Raw genomic sequence first — 17,999 nt, forward strand, 5'->3', positions numbered from 1 at the left:
CTATATTGTCTTCCTGACCTTAATCACTGGCCGTATGCTGTAAACCTCTTCAAAAAAGTCCAGTTTATCCTGCACCAGTCCCCGTTCCAGTGTAAAATCCTTTTTCGTGTCTATCGTAAGAATCAGTTCATTTTCTTTAATGGATGCCTTCATGGTATCGATCTTCTGCATGTGGCTCCTGTCCAGCGCATTGACCAGACGTAAGATAGCGGTCAGCTTCGCGACCCGGATATAGTCTGTTTCTCCCAGATCTGCGATCCTGTTCATCGCTGCATAATCATCAAACGGCAGCGTATTGTACCTGACTGCCAGTGCGATCATCTGCCGCTCACGGTGGGACAGCCCGATGATCTCGGTGGACATAATAATATTGAACGAACATTCCGCCACATTGCTCAGACTGATATATTTTCCGCAGTCATGAATCTGGACTGCCACTTCCAGAAGCAGCTGTTCCCGCTCCGTCAGCCCGTGTATGCGTTTCATTGCATTGCATACTGTTCGGGCCAGTCTTGACATCAGCTGCGTGTGATTCTTGCTGACCGCATACCTTCTGCCGATATTTCTGGCTGCCATAACGATGTCATTGTCAAAATTATGATCCGGTTTAATGATTTTTGACTTCTCCGCATAATCATACGCAACACCGTCCGCCAGACGGATTCCCGGAATCCAGATACTCTGGGCACCCATCTCCTGGATCAGCCGTTTGTTGATGATGGCCGTCGGAATCATCAATGATGCATATTCCAGCGGAATCCCCAGTCTGACGGCAAGTTCAATGGGAGAACGTCCGATGATCGTCCGGTACCACTCCATATATTCTTCCTGTGTCAGCACCTTGGAATCCAGCCTTTCACGGTTATACAGGATGGAGTCTGTAAAGTTATTTCCGATCAGTATGACATTACTGATCTTTCTGTCCTTCAGATGCAGCTTCATGAAACTGGCGATTTCATTTCGTATCAGCTCCTCAACCAGCATCTCATAGTGCGTCGTCTCATTCTCCACAACAGCAAGACGTTCTCTCACGCGCAGGCTTCCAAGCTTTACGTTTTGTGTCGTGATCAGATTATCTTTATCGAACAGCGAGATCTGAATGCTTCCGCCGCTGACGTCCACGATCGCGGTTCCCTTCTCAATGATTTTCTGGAAAGCATCTCCTCTGGACGCAATTCCCTTATAGCCCAGAAAACGCTGCTCCGAGTTACTCAGGATGTTGATCCGGATTCCTGTTCTTTGAAAAATAGTTTCCAGCACGATCATGGAATTCTTGGCCTCCCGGATGGCACTCGTCGCAACGGCCCTATAATCCCCGATCCGATAACCAGCCATGATTTGTGTCATATCCTTAATGATCGCGCACAATTCATCGACCAGCCCGGCTGACACCCTGCCCTCTGCGTACGTCTCTTTTCCGAGCTCAATGCGGTGCGTTACATGATCGATGGATTTGATGCCCCCTTTGCGGGAGAGCTCAAATACATTAAGGTTCACACTGTAAGATCCCACTTCAATTGTTGCAAACATGGTGACCTGCATATACTTTCCTCCGTTTGGTGCTTTTTTTGACGACTGCTATTGCTGTCCCAGCAGATAATCAATAAACTGCTGGGCAGTTCTCCCCGACAGTCCCCCGTGGCTGAGTTCCCATTTGTTGGCTTCCAGCAACAGCTTTTCCTCCGGCATATTCACGTGATACCGATCTGCCAGAGTCTTCACGATATTCTGGAATTCCTTCTTATCCGGTGCACAGAAAAAGATGGATACGCCGAATCTCGATACCAGCGACAGCTTTTCCTGTACCGTATCAGAAGAATGCAGATCGTCCCGCCGCTCTTCCTTGTCACTGAATTTTTCCCGGACAAGGTGCCGCCTGTTTGACGTCGCATAGATCAGGATATTGTCCGGTTTCTTTTCCAGACCGCCCTCAATCACCGCCTTCAGATATTTATACTCAATTTCAAAATCCTCAAAAGATAGATCATCCATGTAAATGATAAACTTATAATTTCTGTTTTTGATCTGTGCAATCACCGCATTCAGATCCTGGAACTGATGCTTATATACCTCGATGATTCTCAGTCCCCGATCATAGTACTGGTTCAGGATACCTTTGATGCTCGACGATTTTCCAGTCCCCGCATCCCCGAAAAGCAGGCAGTTGTTGGCTTTCTTTCCGCTGACAAAAGCCTCCGTATTGTCAATCAGTTTCTTTTTCGCAATCTCATATCCGACGAGATCAGTCAACTGTACATGTGCGATGTTCGTGATCGGCAGAATTTCCACATCCTCTTTCGTGTGGTCGATTCGAAAAGCCTTGTGAAGACCCAGTTTTCCGACCCCAAAGTCTTTATAAAAGCTGACCATGTCATCCATGAATTCTTCCACACTCTCACAGCCCTCCAGACGCTGGCTCAGAGTGCAGATACGGTCGCGGACCCGTTTGTTGAACAGTTTCCTGTTCTCATCCGCCCCGGTATTTTGATAGTTGCAGATAATTGCACTGTCATTAGACTGAAATACCTCATCAAACACCGTCAGATCAAAATCATATAATTCTTTAAAGCGCACGAAATCATGTTTCGCCATCTGATTGACACTGCCCTCCACATGTCCCACGATCTCACACGCTGTGCTGAACGCATTTTCCTTATTTACAAGCAGGTATGTCAGATAGTCATGCCAGAGATTCCCTGAAAAACCGTACGCTCCCGCCATCTCCACAAGCCCGTTCAGACATTGATAATACACATATCGAAACATCTCCGTCTCATCCTGATTCTGTATCGCCTGTATGATCTTCGTAACACGCTCAAGAATCTCTCCCTGTTCAAAGTCACGGTATAAAATACACTCCTCTATTCTGGTCACGTTATCTCCTTCTTTCTCTGTTATCGATAATTTCCAAACACACGCAGTGCGCTGGCTTCCTGCTCAATCCCGCGCAGCGCATTTTTCACGGCACTGTCATTCAGGTTTCCCTCAAAATCCACGAAAAAACGATATTCCCAGTTCTTCTCAGGAAGAGGCCTTGATTCAATCTTGGTCATATTGAGATCGTTATAAATGAAATGAGCCAGAATATTATAAAGTGTACCGCTTTCATGTGGCAGTTCAAAACAGATACTGATCTTATCAGCATCAGAAGTGTAGATTTTTTTCCGGGATACTATGATAAAGCGAGTGGAATTCGTTTCACTGTAAAAAACTTTGTCGTTTAAAATTTCAAGCCCAAAATATTCTGCCGCCTGCCGGCTTGCGATAGCCGCCTGGCTGATGTTGGCATCTTCCCTGACCTTTTTCGCCGCAACAGCCGTATTCAGAAGTTCTACTTCTTTCCAGTCCGGATGTTCATCCAGGTATTTCCTGCACTGGCGCAGCGCCTGCGGATGAGAATACACCGTCCTGATATCTTCGATGCCACTGCCCGGTACCCCCATCAGCACGTGTTCCGCCCGGATGATCTGCTGTGCGACAATATTGTGCTGATACTCCACCAGAAGATCATAATTATCCGCCACGATCCCAGCGGTTGAGTTCTCGATCGGCAGCACCGCATAATCTGCTTTTCCGTCTGCGATCGCGTCCATCGCGTCCCGCCATGTCTCTACATGAAAACTGTCCACAGATTCTCCGAAATATGTGTGTGTCGCGGCAAAGCTGTAGGCACCCTCAACACCCTGGAAAACGACTCTCACCTGTTCCGTCGGAAGTTTTTCCACTTCGCAGAAATCGCTTTTTACCGCCACACCGTTTTCTGTCAGCAGCTGATACTGACGTTTCCTGCTGATGGACATGATCTGCTGAAACAGTTCCTGTACACCCTTGGCATTAAAATCGTTGGATGCTCTTTCCTTCAGCACCTTCAGTTTCTGAATCTCCCGCTCCTTGTCAAAAACCTGTTTTCCGGTTTCGATCTTAAACTGAGCCACCTCACCAGTCAAATGCATGCGCCTTTCAAACAGTTTCAGTATTTCATCATCGATCTCATCGATCTGATTCCGTATCTCCTGTAAATCTATCATTTTGTTTCTCCCTTTTTGATTTCTCCTGTCCTCTCCTTCACAAGCCTCGTCACTTCTCCGACAAAAGAAAGCGAGCCGAAAGAGAGGATCGCATCCTCAGAATTCGCCGCAACAAAGCTTCTGCCCACCGCCTCCTTGAGCGAAGTACATGCTGTCACTTTTGGGTTAAACTCCCTGATGACTTTTGCAAACTCATCTGCCGGCAGCGCCCGTTCGGGATCCGGCGGCGTTACTGTAAAAATACAGTCTGCCATCCCTGCCATCAGTTCAGCTATCTGCCGGTAATCTTTATCCCGAAACATACCCATGATAAAAATCAGGCGTTTTTGGGGAAAGTAAGTCTGAATCGACTGGCGAAGTTTCATCGCAGCATCCGGATTATGTGCCCCGTCCACAATAAAATATGGATTTCTGGACAGTACAGTAAACCTGCCTTCCCAGCGCGTCTTCAGAAATCCTTCTTCGATCTCCTCTCCGGTCACGTTAAATCCCAGCTGGCGAAGTGCCATAATACACTCAAGCGCCAGCACAGCATTCTCGATCTGAGGACTTCCCGCAAGCGAGATGGTGATCTCACTCCCATGATACCGAAAAGTCTGATGTTCCACCGTCACATCCCGTACAACAGCCTCCTGCGGCTTGGCCGCAATAAACGGATTTCCCTTCTCCGTGCAGATTGCCCAGACGGCATCCTCCACCTCCGGCTCCTGCTTCCCCATTACCACAATCGCTCCCGGTTTTATGATCCCTGCCTTATTTGCTGCGATCTCCAGCAGGTCATTTCCCAGTACTCCGATATGGTCCAGGCTTATGGAAGTAAGTACTGCCATCTTTGTCGTCCGGATTACATTTGTTGCATCTGTGGCTCCCCCCATTCCGCACTCAAGTACCACAATATCACATTTCCGGTCTCTGAAATACAAAAATGAAAGCACGGTTTCAATCTCAAACGGCGTGGGATGCTTAAGTCCCTCCGCTGTCATCTGCTGCATAACGGGTATCAGCTGTTCCATATAAAGGGTAAAATCCTCTTTGCTGATGTACGCTTCATTGATCTGAATCCGTTCTCTGTAAGAATAGATAGTAGGAGAAATATATCTCCCCACCCGGTATCCGGCGCACTGCAGTACCGTTGCAATATACGCCGCCACAGAGCCCTTGCCGTTTGTCCCCGCGATATGGATGAATTCCAGGTCATCCTCCGGATGCCCCAGTCTCTCCAGTAAATTTTCTGTGTTAGAAAGACCCATATTTCCGGCATATTTCCATGCATCGTCTATATAAGCCCTTGCCTCTTTATAGTTCATAATCCACTCCTTATCAGTTAAAAGTTATTATATTACAAGAGCAGGCGGATTACAAGGAAGTTTGCGCTTGAAATCGACTGTGTTTTATTATATGATGGGATGCAGAGGATTGTAGGAAAACACTATCCATAGAAGGAGGCATATATGAGACATTTAATGAGTCCGCTGGATTTTTCCGTGGAAGAATTGGATCGTCTGCTCGATCTTGCAAACGACATAGAAAAAAAGCCTGAAAAATATGAACACATCTGTGACGGCAAACGTATAGCTACACTTTTTTATGAACCCAGTACCCGCACACGTCTGAGCTTTGAGGCCGCCATGATGAATCTTGGCGGTAAAGTACTTGGATTTTCCAGTGCCAGCTCCAGTTCCGCAACGAAAGGGGAGAGTGTTTCAGATACGATTCGCATGGTATCGTGCTATGCAGATATCTGTGCCATGCGCCACCCCAAAGAAGGCGCACCACTTGTCGCATCCATGGTATCTTCCATTCCGGTCATCAATGCCGGTGACGGTGGTCATCAGCATCCGACCCAGACACTCACCGATCTATTGACCATCCGTTCCTTAAAAGGACGCCTTGATAATCTGACCATCGGCCTTTGCGGCGATTTAAAATTCGGACGTACCGTCCATTCTCTGATCGAAGCCCTCGTACGCTATACCGGAGTAAAATTTGTTCTCATATCACCGGAAGAGCTTCGTGTTCCCGACTATATCCGTGAAGACGTGCTGGAACGCAACCAGAAAGAATATAAAGAAGTGATCCGCCTGGAAGATGCACTTCCGGAGCTCGATCTTCTGTACATGACACGTGTCCAGAGAGAGCGTTTCTTTAACGAAGAAGATTACGTGCGCATGAAAGATTTCTATATCCTGGACAAAGCAAAAATGGCCCTGGCTCCCGAAGATATGCTGGTCCTCCATCCGCTTCCTCGGGTTAACGAAATATCCACAGAAGTTGACAACGATCCAAGAGCCGCATACTTCCGTCAGGTGCAGTACGGAGTATATGTCAGAATGGCACTGATTCTCACATTACTGGAGGTGAAAACATGTTAAATGTCGGCGCTATCAACGAGGGCTTTGTGCTTGACCACATCAAAGCAGGAAAAAGTATGACCATTTACCATGATCTGCAGCTGGACAAGCTGGACTGCTGTGTCGCGATCATCAAAAATGCCCGTAGCAGTAAAATGGGCAAGAAGGACATTATCAAAGTGGAATGCCCGGTAGATATGCTGGATCTTGACATCCTGGGTTTTATCGACCATAACATTACCGTCAACATTATCAAAGACGGCCGTATCAGCGAAAAACGTGAGCTGTCACTTCCAAAGCAGATCAAAGACGTTATCAAATGCAGAAATCCGCGCTGCATCACTTCGATTGAGCAGGAACTGAAACATATTTTCATACTGACAGACCCCGAGCGGGAAATCTACCGCTGTAAATACTGCGAAGAGAAATACGAAGGCGACCGCCGTAAGAAGTAGGAAAAGAGGAACAGCTGCACTGATGATTTTACTCATCACCGTGCAGCTGTTCTTTTCTGTTTTCATTTATCATATTTAAAAACCGCTCATGCCACAGCGGACTGCCTTTTTTCAGAAAAACAGGGCTGCCTTTCTGATCCAGGAAACAATGTGCCGTCTCCCCCGTACATCGTACCTGACCGCTTTCTTTTTCAGTTATCACATAGCCGATACGCATGCGTATGCCATTGTAGGAGACTGGGCGGACCGCAATACATACAGTTTCACCAAACCTGGTCATATTTTTATACTGGCTTTCGACTTCCAGCACCGGAACCATAAGGCCGTCCGCCTCCAGATCCTGATAGTGGATACCTGCCTGTTCCATAAAATCGATTCTGGCTTCTTCAAACCAGCGGATATAGTTGGAGTGATGGATGATTCCCATCTTATCCGTCTCATAATACTGTGCTTTATGTTCATACGGTACGATCTGCATCTGCCCATCCTCTTCGTTTCATTTCCTGATAAAGCCTTGCCACCGGAAGACCGACCACATTCTGGTAGTCCCCTTCGATGCTCCGGACGAATACCGCTGCAAGCCCCTGAATTCCATAAGCGCCTGCTTTATCGAGAGGCTCCCCGGTACGGATATACCATTGGATCTCATCATTTGACATTGGGTAAAAAGTGACTCTTGTCTCCTCTGCAAATGTAACCGCAGTACGGCTGTCGCCAGGTCCGCACAGCAGCGTAACTCCGGTAAAAACACTGTGGGTCCTGCCCTGCAACATTGAGAGCATCACAGCGGCGTCCTGTGGACTCGACGGCTTACCGAGGATCTGTCCTTCGTGGACAACAATGGTATCCGCGCCGATGATCAGTACATCACTGTCTTGCTGCACACCTATTTCCCGGGCTTTCTGCAATGAGAGTTCTTTTACAGCCTCCACCGGATCAGTCGTCTGGATCCGTTCCTCCCCGCAGGCGGGAATGACCGTAAATGTCATGCCGATCTGCGAAAGCAACTCTTTTCGTCTTGGCGATTTTGAAGCAAGTATGATCTGTCTCATAACTTTCTTTTCCTTTCGTGTGGTAAGCAGAACGATAAGCCGGGTTATGTCGTGAATGATCATCTGTCTAATGCTGCTGTTGCCGGCAGCCTCAAGCGACCCACCTAAAAGCGTGACGGGCAGCCACATTGCTTTTTGTTCGGTCTTGCTTCGGATGGGGTTTACATGTGCCCTGTCTGTTACCAGACAGGCGGTAGTCTCTTACACTGCCCTTCCACCCTTACCTGCACCTGGCAGGCGGTATATTTCTGTTGCACTGGCCTTGGAGTCACCTCCACCGGACGTTATCCGGCATCCTGCCCTTCGAAGCCCGGACTTTCCTCACCTGACACCTTTCGGTATATGTCAGCCGCGATCATTTATTCTACTTACCAACAACGATATATTCTAGCACGTTTTTTTTATTTTGTCTATTCTCTCTTACAATCAAAATGGAACTACCAGACAGTAACCGGCATATTTCTGATTCTCTGTTCTCTTATCCGGTCCAGCATCGGTTCACAATGTGCATCCAAAAAAGAATCCTTCTCTTCTGACAACCCCTGCCTTCGCAGCTCTGCCGCCACGATCAGGCAGATTCTCTCAATGATACACTCTGTTTTTTCTCCGCCCTGCGCCTCCGTCAGCTGCCCAAACAGATCATATGATCTGTTTAGAACCGGCAGATTTTTGATCCCCCGATGCATCCATTTGTAGTAAGGTGCATAGGTCCGGTTTAAAAGATAAACCATCGAAAGACCGGCCCTGATGAATTCAGAAAGCGCCAGAAGTGCCGCCATTGCGTCTTTCCGTTTCCAGCAACGCATATAATTGTATTGGCCCGCCTGCGCCATCGCGGCAGCTCTCACAGTGATTCTTTTGATGCGGATGTCCTCCGGGCATTCATACAGCAGGCGATTTCGTATCTCAGTAAAATGATCACCGGGATCTTTAAATACCGCACCATTCACGGCCGTTGCGAGACTGGATTCCGGCACACGCAGCCACTCTTCCAGTTTCACTGGTCCCCCAAAATATCCGGTATATTTACTGTACCATGTCTGCGTACACAAAACACCTACTCTTCCCTGACCGTGACCTGTCACTTTTCTGGCCGGATATCCCTGGAATATTTCTGGAAGACAGTCGTAGACATCCTGTACCTCCTGCCCGTATTTCAAATAATCAGCGCCATTCAGCCAAACACAAAAGGAAGGACCAAAGTCATGATCTTCGGAATACAAGTCATCAAAGCCAAAACACTCAGAGCCTTCACCGGCCAGCCCGATGGTCATCCTGTCAAAAAGTTGTGGAAATCTCTGTCTCAGCCTTTCTCTTCCATATGCTTCATAATAGGCTCTGGATAACTCTAAACCATTCATATAACCGGTCCCTCCTCCAGCTTCTCACTGGCGCGTGAAAGATTTCGGCAGGCTATTTCGTATTCTGCATTTCTTCCGAAGAAACGCTCCGTATATTCCGCAGCTTTTTTATAGGCGGCCGCTGCCTGCCCATACTCACCGGATTCATAGCAGAAAGTCCCCAGCATATTCAGCGCGGCTGCATAATGTACATTTTTCTCATCGTCCAATTCTTCAAAGATTTTCAGAGCTCTGGCGATACACTGATGTCCTTTTGTTGTCTCCCCCATACGGTGGTACAAGATTCCCAGATTCGTTTCCGTCACCGCCACCTCATGGCCGTGCCCTGGCATATTTTCGATCAGCGGCAGCGCCGTCTCCAGATGGCTGGCGGCCCGGGAGAGCTGTCCCAGTTCCTGGCAGGCCAGAGCCAGATTGTTATGTACACTGGCATAGGCGTAGGACTGGCAGTCTCCCATCCTCTCATGGATATTTAATGCTTCCTGAAAAAGGGAAACAGCCTGTTTATGCTCTCCCATCAGTCTATAAGTTCCTGCCATATTATTAATAGAAGCAGCGTATTCCACTGTGTCCTTTCCTTTTAGTTCCAGGATCAGTTTCTGAGACTTCCGGAAGGCCAGCAGCGAATCCTGATAACGACTGGTCCCCCTGTAAAAGGATCCCATCTCATTATAAACCATGCAGCACAGAATCGGATTCTTCTGTTTTTCTTCCAATTGCCGGGCACACCCCGCAAGAAACTGCTCGATCCGCTGCATATCATGGGTTCGATATTGCGTTCCCAGCTGATGATAAAATTCCTTCGTATTCCATTCTGAAATCCCTATTGCCTGTTTTTCCGACATCTATACTCCCACACCCCTTCTCCATATTATATAGAGGAAACTTTTCCTATAGTTTTAATTATTCACGCTTTGTCCTTTTTCTTCCAAGTATTGTTTTTTCAATGTTTTCTGCTGAACCCAAGCAAATCTATTGCATTTTCCACAACAACATTGTATAATAAAATTACATTTCAGGCAACTTATTTTTCCTGCGATTCAACCAGGGCACAGGCTGAAGTACTCTGCCTTTATTCCGTACACACGCCAGAAAAAAAAGGAATATGATATGATAAACAACAATTACGAAGGATACAATCTGAAGGGAACCATTCTCAGACTGGAGCGCAGTTCCATCTATGACGGCGATGGTTATCGCACTGTGGTCTTTATGAAAGGCTGTCCTCTCCGGTGCCAGTGGTGCTCTACACCTGAGAGCCAAAATTATAGAATCGAAGAAGTAAAAGGGAACAGATACGGCAAAATCATGACCGTCGAGGAAGTTCTTCAGGAAGTTCGCAAAGACATTCCTTTTTATTTCCATTCCGGCGGCGGAATGACTGTCTCCGGCGGGGAGTTGCTCAGTCAGCCTGAATATGTGCGGTGTCTTCTTACGCGCGCCCGCTGGGAGGCCATTGACACTGCCATTGAAACGACACTGTATGGAAGCTGGGAGGCAGCCGAACCTATCCTGCAGGTTTCCAATACGGTATTCGCAGACCTGAAATTCACTGATGACGAAAAGCACAGGGAATATTGCGGGGTCTCGAATAAACTTATCCTGGAAAACCTGAAAAAGGCGGGAACTATGAATGCAGATTACAAGCTGATCATCCGCACACCTCTGATACCGGGCATCAATGACTCAGAGGCAGAGCTCGGGAGTATCGGGCGCTTCTGTGCACAGCTTACGAATCTGGATTATCTCCAGCTCTTACCCTATCATCGGTTAGGTTCTGATACTTATCGAAAGTTAGGACGTCCCTATCCCATGAAGGACTTACGTACCCCTTCTGCAGAGCATATGGACTGGTGTCAAAATATCATAGGAAAGTATGTGAAAACTGTGATTTGAAAGGAGACCCTCATGGCCCCGGAAATGAAAAAAGAAAAAGAATATGTATCCTCCATTATCCGTATGGAATGGAAACTGTTCGATCAGGTACAGAACATCGGAGGGCGCGCTGCCTGCCAGGATAACTGGTCCACATTTCAAATCATGCGTTCCAGCCAGCTGCTGCCCTGGTCCCCGGAGCTTCTGAGCAGCTACCGCGATGATCTGCTGGAAGCAAAAGCCGCCGGGCGAAACCCGCTCAGTGAAAAATACGGTTACATGATGGAACGCACCTGTCCGGAGGAATACCAAAAGATCCGCCGGCTGCTGCCTCAACCCGGCGAAGCAAAACGCCGCCTGGCCGAATCGATCTGTCAAATTCAAGTCGGCTGGCAGGAAGAGATCGCCGCCCGCTGGCCTTACCTGGCACACCGGGGAAGAGCCATTCATGCCCGGGAAGACGGTCCCCATGTGACCTCCTTTGAAACTTATCTCCGGGGTGAGCTGCTGACATATTCCGAAAAAACACTCGAACTGTATGCAGCCCACGCAGAAAAGCTGCAGCAGAAAGGGTTGAATCTCAATCAGCAGATTCTGGAACATACCGTCTCACAATACGGCTATCACTCACTGGATGAGGCTGATCATGAAATGCGCAGACGTTTCAGCACGGCAGAATAAATAAAAACGGCAGTCTGCCCAGTGAATACACACCGGCAGCCCGCCATAAGATACAAGCTTTTTATACCAGAAAACAGCTCCCGCCTATAAACTCGCGAAGAATGGAATTTCTCGGGATATCCTCCCCCGGCACGCCCACGAAATAGTCCAGGAATTTCAGCAGCCTGACAGCCTCATAGTATTCCAGGCATCCCGGCTGTATCTGAAACAACAGCGGTTCGGCATACAGCTTAAGGACAGCCAGTTCATATATCAATGCCGAATTATAGATGATATCCGCCTCTTCCTGGAACGGAAAGATATACTGCTCTTCTCCCCGCCTTACGGAACTCCACATCGCAATGGTCTCCTGAGCAGAAGTTCCCCGCGTCCGGTTGTCTCTGACAATCCGCCGCAGGAGACGTCCGTCTGTCGTAGGAATCCGATTATGTTCATCTACATTCAGCTGTGTCAGTGCACTGATATAGATTTTAAACTTATTCATTTTCGGCAGTGCATAGCTCAGCTCATCGTTCAGCCCGTGGATGCCCTCGATGACAAGTACGTCATCCGGCCCCAGCTGCATATAGTCGCCCTTATATTCACGCCGTCCGTCAACAAAGTTAAACCTGGGGATCTCCACCGTATTTCCTTTCAGCAGTGCCGACATATCCCTGTTAAACCCATCGACATCAACCGCCTCCAGGCACTCATAATTCTTTTTGCCAAACTCATCAAGCGGAGTTTCCTCACGGTTTTTAAAATAATTATCCACCGCAATCGTATGAGGATTCATGCCGTGCGCCGCCAGCTGTATGGACAGACGCTGTGAAAACGTCGTCTTACCCGACGAAGAAGGACCCGCGATCATGATGAATTTCACATCCCTGCGCGAACTGATCTTCTCAGCAATGGCGGATATCTTTCCCTCCTGCAGCGCCTCTCCGATCAGCATCAGTTTCTGAATCCCGTTCCTGCTGATGTAATTGTTCAGTGCACCGACCATATCAACTTTCAGCATTTCGCCCCACTTTTCAGATTCTTTCTGAATGGCAAAGACTTTGGGCGACGGCTTAAACTCGGGGACTTCGTCAGGTTTTGACTGTTTTGGCATCTGCAGCACTACACCCTCATCGTAGGGAATGAGTTTAAAGTATTTCAGATATCCGGTATGCCAGGCCATGAAACCATAATAATAATCTTCAAATCCGTCAAGACTGTAGATATTCACTCTGGATACCCTTCGGAACCGGAACAGCTGTTCTTTTTCATACATCCCGTGTTTGTGAAAAATACGGGAGGCTTCTCCGCGGTCCACACTTCTCTTTAAAATGGGCAGCTTCTCCTCAACGATCCTGCGCATATGGTCTTCCACCTGTTCCAGAAACTCTGGTGTAATCTTGACATTACCCTGTATCGTGTAATAATATCCGTCGCTGACGGAATAATGGATCACCACTTTCCGGATATTCTCATATCCCGCAACGTGGTAGACTGCTTTTAACATCAGCAGCGTCATGCTTCTTTTGTATGTTTTATGCCCGATATTATCTGCAGTCGTAATGGGAACCAGTTCGCAGCTTTCTTTCAGTGTCTTATGCAGCTCCCGAAGCCGCCCGTTAACCATCACCAGCATCACCGCATACTGTGTGTCAGGCTTTATCGCCTCCACAATATTTCCATATGGCATTCCTTCCGGAAACTCTCTGGTAATTCCCTCCATTGTTACCCGATACATCTTTTTGTCCATAATTTCAGGCCTCCTGCACTATACTGCCGCAAACGGCGGCACAATATCCGCACCGCGCACCTCCAGTTCCGGAAACAGCTTCTGAAGCTGTTCCGTCATATACGGGATAAATACGGCTTCTGTCCCATAATGTCCGGCATCCACCACCGCCAGACCTTCTGCGACCGCATCGATCCCTGTATGATAATCAATATCCCCCGTGACGAGTACCTGGGCGCCTGCAGCAACGGCCGGTTTCACCACACTTTTCCCGGAACCGCCGGATATTGCCGCCGTCCTTATCACAGAATCCTGTTTCCCGTATACCAGTACCTGCGGAAGATGAAGCTTATCTTTCACATATTCTGCAAACCGGCCCAGCGTCATTTCTTCAGGAAGTAAACCTACCCGGCCGATCCCTTCTTCTCTGTTTGCTTCTCTGCATGTAACCATCAGCACTGAGGCGTCCCGAAGCTCCAGACTTGCCTGGTTCAGCTGTGCCATACCCATCACATCAAAATTTGTATGCATCGCATAATAAGCAGTATCCCCCGCAGCCAGCTTTAAAATCCGCCTGCCGAGGAATGTACTGTTGTTGATCTGTTTCACCGCGGAAAAGATCAGCGGGTGGTGCGAAATAATCATATCAGCCCCCCAGCCCTGTGCCTGCGCAAGGACATCATCTGTCACATCCAGCGTCACATAAATACGGGAGACTTTTTTCTCTTCCCGACCCACGAGCAGTCCGACATTGTCCCACTCCAGCGCATATTCCAACGGCCAGTTTGCTTCCAAAACTCTTATAATCTCTTTACATGTCATAGTATTCCAAAGCAGAAGAAATCTTCTGCATCTCCTGTCTGATTTCGGCAGTCCTTTTTTCTGATTTCGACTGCCCCTGTTCCTGAATCCGTGCAAGGATCTTTTCATTGTTATGTTGTTTCTTCTTCAGATATGCCTGCAGGACAGGATGTCTTTGTTCGAGCAGAAGCCTGCCATAGAGAAAAAAGATCTCACGGTCGTATTCCATTTTCCCCGGAACAGCCCTCATCATCTGATAATATTTTCCATCCTCACAGACCATATCCTCCTGAATGATCAGAAAGCCATTCTTCGCAAGGAATCGACGCACCTTGTCAATATCAGACTGTGGCTGAAGTATCACTTCCTTCATCGAACGCACAGTCTCCATCCCGGCTTTCAGGATATCAACAGTCAGACAGCCTCCCATACCGGCGATCAGCAGCGTTTCAGCCTCTCCCGGCTCAAGTCCCTCCAGGCCGTCCGACAGTCTTGTTTCTATGTACGGTGCTGCAGCCGACTTTGATATATTCTGCCTGGCCCGCTCAAGCGGCCCCTCATTGACATCCATCGCAATCGCACCGGAAATGACTCCCGCCTCTGCCAGTGCAATCGGAATGTAACCGTGGTCACAGCCGACGTCTGCCAGACGGTTTCCTTTTGTGACCAGCCGGGTGATCGCCGACAATCTTTTTGATAACTGCATCATTTTGCACCATTCTTAATCCAGATAATCCTTCAGTTTACGGCTCCGGCTCGGATGGCGTAGCTTACGCAGCGCCTTTGCCTCAATCTGACGGATACGTTCTCTCGTTACATTAAACTCTTTTCCAACCTCTTCCAGGGTTCTGGCCCTTCCGTCATCTAAGCCGAAGCGCAGTCTGAGTACCTTCTGCTCTCTCTCGGTCAGCGTGCCAAGCACCTCAACCAGCTGCTCTTTGAGCAGTGTAAAGGCAGCCGCATCCGCCGGTACCGGAACATTGTCATCCTGGATAAAGTCACCGAGGTGACTGTCTTCTTCTTCACCGATCGGCGTCTCGAGAGAAACAGGTTCCTGAGAGATCTTAAGAATCTCACGGACACGTTCCACGGACATGTTCATCTCCTCCGCAATTTCTTCCGGGGTTGGTTCACGGCCAAGCTCCTGCAGCAGCTGTCTGGACACACGGATCAGTTTATTAATCGTTTCCACCATATGGACCGGGATACGGATGGTTCTGGCCTGGTCTGCGATTGCTCTGGTGATCGCCTGGCGGATCCACCATGTGGCGTATGTGCTGAACTTATATCCCTTTCTGTAATCAAATTTTTCAACGGCCTTGATCAGACCCAGGTTTCCCTCCTGGATCAGATCCAGGAACAGCATACCGCGCCCTACATACCGCTTTGCTATGCTGACAACGAGACGCAGATTTGCCTCAGCCAGACGTTTCTTCGCATCTTCATCTCCTTCTTCCATCCGTCTCGCCAGTTCGATCTCCTCCTCAGCAGAGAGAAGCGGAACTTTACCAATCTCTTTTAAGTACATACGGACCGGATCTTCAATACTGATACCTTCCGGAACAGACAAGTCGATATTTTCCACATCAACCTCTTCTTCTTCCTCCAGATTAATCTCATCATCGTCCGACAGCAGAAGGACATCCGGTTCTTTCTCCGGCTCCACCATACGAAGTACGTCAATTCCGTTGTTCTCAAGATAATCGAACACTTTATCCATCTGTTCTGCATCCAATGGCATATCCTGAAGACAATCACTGATTTCCTGATACTCCAGAATGTTTTTTTTCTTTCTTCCCTGCGCTAAAAGTTCTGCCAGTTTCTCGTTAAATTTCGCGATATCCATTTCCATTGGTTTTCCATCCTTCCATAGCTTGTTTATATTTTATCCTTAATCAAAAGAAATATGCAGCTGCACTTTCCTCCCTTTCAAGTCCTCCAGCTTTTTCTTATCCTCCATGATTTTCATCAGGCCTTTCATGTCTGCAGGATCCAGGTGTTCTGTCCGGTAAGCAATGCTGTTCTCCAGCATCCGGCAGATCACATCCCACAGTGCCTGTGTACGCTGTGCATCATCCTGCAATGGAAATCGTGCGTTAAACACAGCCGCCACGGATTTTTGTTCCTCACTGTCCGAAAAGGCATTCAACAGCCTCGCCGGATTCACTTCTCCGTTCTGATGCTGTTCATACAGCATCCCTGCCACCGTGTGATACAGTGGCGTCGTAAAATCCTCAGGTGATATCCATTCGATAACTTCCTCAAAAATCCCTGGATATGTTACCAGCCAGGTAAGAAGCAGCTTCTGAGAAAGCTCATATCCACTTTCTTTCTCCTGTCTTCTGTGCTGTCCCGATTTTGGAGGCTCCGTCCGTGGGACCCCTGCTCCCTTCAGCGCCAGCCTTCCAACCAGACGCTGCAGCATATCGGGCTTCACCTGGTACTCCCTGGCGACAGCCTCCAGATAACTGGTGCGTTCAATCTCATCTTCAAATTCCAGCAGCATTTTTGCAACACTGTGAAAGAAATCAGACTGTCCCTGCGGATCTTTCATATCAAACCCTCTGCTGTCTATCATAACCTGAAACATAAAACCGTTTCGCCCATTCTCCAGACGTTCCTGAAATGCCCCGGCACCAGCTTCCTTGATAAATTCATCGGGATCCTTATACGGAGACAGGTCGATGACTCTGGCCGATACCCCTGCTGCCCTCAGCAGCGGAATCGCCCGGAGCGCTGCTTTTTGTCCTGCCTCGTCACTGTCATACAAAAGCAAAACCTCGTTCGAATATCGTTTGATCAGGTTTGCCTGCTGTGCCGTAAGTGCCGTCCCCAGCGAGGCGACCGCATTGTCAAATCCAGCCTGATGCATAGCGATCACATCCATATATCCCTCGCAGATAATGAGATTTTTCTTCCTGGCTGTCCTTGCAATATTCAGTCCGTACAGATTTCTGCTCTTGTCAAAAATGAGTGTTTCCGGAGAATTCAGATATTTAGGCTTTCCGTCTCCCATTACCCTGCCGCCAAATCCAATGACCCTGCTGCTGACGTCCATGATTGGAAACATTACACGGTTCCAGAACTTATCGTACATTCCTCTTTTTTCATCCGCCTGAAAAAGTCCGGATTTGCTGAGAACATCGTCCGTATACCCTTTACCCTTAATATACCGGTACAGGGAATCGCTGAATTTTGCAGAATAACCGAGCCCAAATTTCACGATTGTTTCATCCGACAGCTCCCGACCTCTAAGATAATGGTAAGCCTGTTCGCCCGCCTTATCTTTCAGCTGGTAGAAATAAAACTTTGCCGCCAGTTTATGTATCATCAGCAGCTGTGTCTTCAGGTCAGCCTGCTCCTTTGCTTCCTTTGAATACTCCTGAACAGGAAGCTGTACTCCGGCTCGTTCTGCCAGAAATTTTACCGCCTCCGTAAAAGTAAAATTCTCATATTCCATAATAAAGGTATAAACATTCCCTCCGGCTCCGCAGCCGAAGCAGTAATACATCTGCTTGTCCGGACTGACCGAAAATGAAGGGGATTTTTCATTATGGAACGGGCAGAGTCCAAAATAAGAACTTCCTTTGCGTGTCAGTTTCACATAGCCGGAAATCACATCTACGATATCATTCCTCTGCCGAATCTCTTCAATTAAATCTTCTGAATAGCGCATATCCTCTCCTG

At 48.1% G+C, this 17,999-nt stretch carries 17 protein-coding genes and 1 other RNA gene; 4 read left to right on the forward strand and 14 right to left on the reverse strand.

The window, feature by feature from the left end:
• From MCG98_RS15110 to MCG98_RS15125, 4 genes are read right to left on the reverse strand one after another with little or no spacing between them, the layout of a single operon-like run.
• On the reverse strand, window positions 1-1,542 hold the full coding sequence (locus tag MCG98_RS15110; protein ID WP_240286020.1) for an exopolyphosphatase: 1,542 nt from the start codon (window positions 1,540-1,542) through the stop codon (window positions 1-3).
• A gap of 36 nt (window positions 1,543-1,578) precedes the next feature.
• The gene (locus tag MCG98_RS15115) at window positions 1,579-2,874 is read right to left on the reverse strand and encodes an ATP-binding protein (RefSeq protein WP_240302722.1); all 1,296 of its coding nucleotides are present in this window, start codon (window positions 2,872-2,874) and stop codon (window positions 1,579-1,581) included.
• A 20-nt stretch (window positions 2,875-2,894) separates the two neighbouring features.
• Window positions 2,895-4,028, reverse strand: a complete 1,134-nt coding sequence (pheA, locus tag MCG98_RS15120) for a prephenate dehydratase (RefSeq protein ID WP_240302723.1) — start codon at window positions 4,026-4,028, stop codon at window positions 2,895-2,897.
• Window positions 4,025-5,335 (reverse strand): folylpolyglutamate synthase/dihydrofolate synthase family protein, encoded by a 1,311-nt coding sequence (locus MCG98_RS15125; protein WP_240302724.1) that lies wholly within the window; start codon window positions 5,333-5,335, stop codon window positions 4,025-4,027. The genes pheA and MCG98_RS15125 overlap by 4 nt, the downstream gene beginning before the upstream one ends.
• A 144-nt stretch (window positions 5,336-5,479) precedes the next feature.
• Between MCG98_RS15125 and pyrB the strand changes: the two genes are divergently transcribed.
• Together pyrB and MCG98_RS15135 are read left to right on the forward strand one after the other, a co-directional pair.
• Window positions 5,480-6,400: an aspartate carbamoyltransferase gene (gene pyrB / locus MCG98_RS15130; RefSeq protein ID WP_240302725.1), complete on the forward strand. Its 921-nt coding sequence runs from the start codon at window positions 5,480-5,482 to the stop codon at window positions 6,398-6,400.
• Window positions 6,394-6,834 carry an aspartate carbamoyltransferase regulatory subunit gene (locus MCG98_RS15135; RefSeq protein ID WP_240302726.1) on the forward strand — a complete coding sequence of 147 codons (441 nt, stop codon included), beginning with the start codon at window positions 6,394-6,396 and terminating at the stop codon, window positions 6,832-6,834. Before pyrB ends, MCG98_RS15135 begins: the two co-directional genes overlap by 7 nt.
• 28 nt (window positions 6,835-6,862) lie before the next feature.
• Here the strand turns inward: MCG98_RS15135 and MCG98_RS15140 are convergent, their stop codons facing one another.
• The 5 genes from MCG98_RS15140 to MCG98_RS15160 all read right to left on the reverse strand — a co-directional run bounded on the left by MCG98_RS15140 (window position 6,863) and on the right by MCG98_RS15160 (window position 10,092).
• Window positions 6,863-7,312, reverse strand: coding sequence for an acyl-CoA thioesterase (locus MCG98_RS15140; protein ID WP_240302727.1), 450 nt, complete (start codon window positions 7,310-7,312; stop codon window positions 6,863-6,865).
• Window positions 7,293-7,886 (reverse strand): Maf family protein, encoded by a 594-nt coding sequence (locus MCG98_RS15145; protein ID WP_240302728.1) that lies wholly within the window; start codon window positions 7,884-7,886, stop codon window positions 7,293-7,295. Before MCG98_RS15145 ends, MCG98_RS15140 begins: the two co-directional genes overlap by 20 nt.
• A gap of 19 nt (window positions 7,887-7,905) precedes the next feature.
• Window positions 7,906-8,257, reverse strand: an RNA gene (gene rnpB / locus MCG98_RS15150) — RNase P RNA component class A.
• 66 nt (window positions 8,258-8,323) lie between these two features.
• The gene (locus tag MCG98_RS15155) at window positions 8,324-9,247 is read right to left on the reverse strand and encodes a DUF4037 domain-containing protein (RefSeq protein ID WP_240302729.1); all 924 of its coding nucleotides are present in this window, start codon (window positions 9,245-9,247) and stop codon (window positions 8,324-8,326) included.
• Window positions 9,244-10,092: a tetratricopeptide repeat protein gene (locus MCG98_RS15160; RefSeq protein ID WP_240302730.1), complete on the reverse strand. Its 849-nt coding sequence runs from the start codon at window positions 10,090-10,092 to the stop codon at window positions 9,244-9,246. The genes MCG98_RS15155 and MCG98_RS15160 overlap by 4 nt, the downstream gene beginning before the upstream one ends.
• A gap of 265 nt (window positions 10,093-10,357) precedes the next feature.
• Here MCG98_RS15160 and MCG98_RS15165 point away from each other — a divergent pair, with 265 nt between their 5' ends.
• Complete coding sequence (locus tag MCG98_RS15165; RefSeq protein ID WP_240302731.1) at window positions 10,358-11,143, forward strand: glycyl-radical enzyme activating protein; 786 nt, start codon at window positions 10,358-10,360, stop codon at window positions 11,141-11,143.
• Window positions 11,144-11,155: 12 nt separating this feature from the next.
• The gene (locus tag MCG98_RS15170; protein WP_240302732.1) at window positions 11,156-11,803 is read left to right on the forward strand and encodes a DUF4125 family protein; all 648 of its coding nucleotides are present in this window, start codon (window positions 11,156-11,158) and stop codon (window positions 11,801-11,803) included.
• 61 nt (window positions 11,804-11,864) lie between these two features.
• Here MCG98_RS15170 and MCG98_RS15175 read toward each other — a convergent pair whose 3' ends face one another.
• Genes MCG98_RS15175 through dnaG form a run of 5 tightly spaced genes read right to left on the reverse strand, consistent with a single transcriptional unit; the run spans window position 11,865 to window position 17,988 of the window.
• Window positions 11,865-13,532: a nucleoside kinase gene (locus tag MCG98_RS15175; protein WP_240302733.1), complete on the reverse strand. Its 1,668-nt coding sequence runs from the start codon at window positions 13,530-13,532 to the stop codon at window positions 11,865-11,867.
• Between the two features lie 18 nt (window positions 13,533-13,550).
• The gene (locus MCG98_RS15180) at window positions 13,551-14,333 is read right to left on the reverse strand and encodes a Nif3-like dinuclear metal center hexameric protein (protein WP_275891339.1); all 783 of its coding nucleotides are present in this window, start codon (window positions 14,331-14,333) and stop codon (window positions 13,551-13,553) included.
• Window positions 14,323-15,021 carry a class I SAM-dependent methyltransferase gene (locus MCG98_RS15185; RefSeq protein ID WP_240302735.1) on the reverse strand — a complete coding sequence of 233 codons (699 nt, stop codon included), beginning with the start codon at window positions 15,019-15,021 and terminating at the stop codon, window positions 14,323-14,325. Before MCG98_RS15185 ends, MCG98_RS15180 begins: the two co-directional genes overlap by 11 nt.
• Window positions 15,022-15,033: 12 nt before the next feature.
• The gene (rpoD, locus tag MCG98_RS15190) at window positions 15,034-16,164 is read right to left on the reverse strand and encodes an RNA polymerase sigma factor RpoD (protein ID WP_240302736.1); all 1,131 of its coding nucleotides are present in this window, start codon (window positions 16,162-16,164) and stop codon (window positions 15,034-15,036) included.
• A 39-nt stretch (window positions 16,165-16,203) separates the two neighbouring features.
• A complete protein-coding gene (gene dnaG / locus MCG98_RS15195) occupies window positions 16,204-17,988 on the reverse strand; it encodes a DNA primase (RefSeq protein ID WP_240302737.1) in 1,785 nt (594 codons plus the stop codon).
• Between the last annotated feature and the right edge of the window lie 11 nt (window positions 17,989-17,999).

The sequence above is a fragment of the Ruminococcus sp. OA3 genome, from assembly GCF_022440845.1.
GTDB lineage: Bacteria > Bacillota > Clostridia > Lachnospirales > Lachnospiraceae > Ruminococcus_G.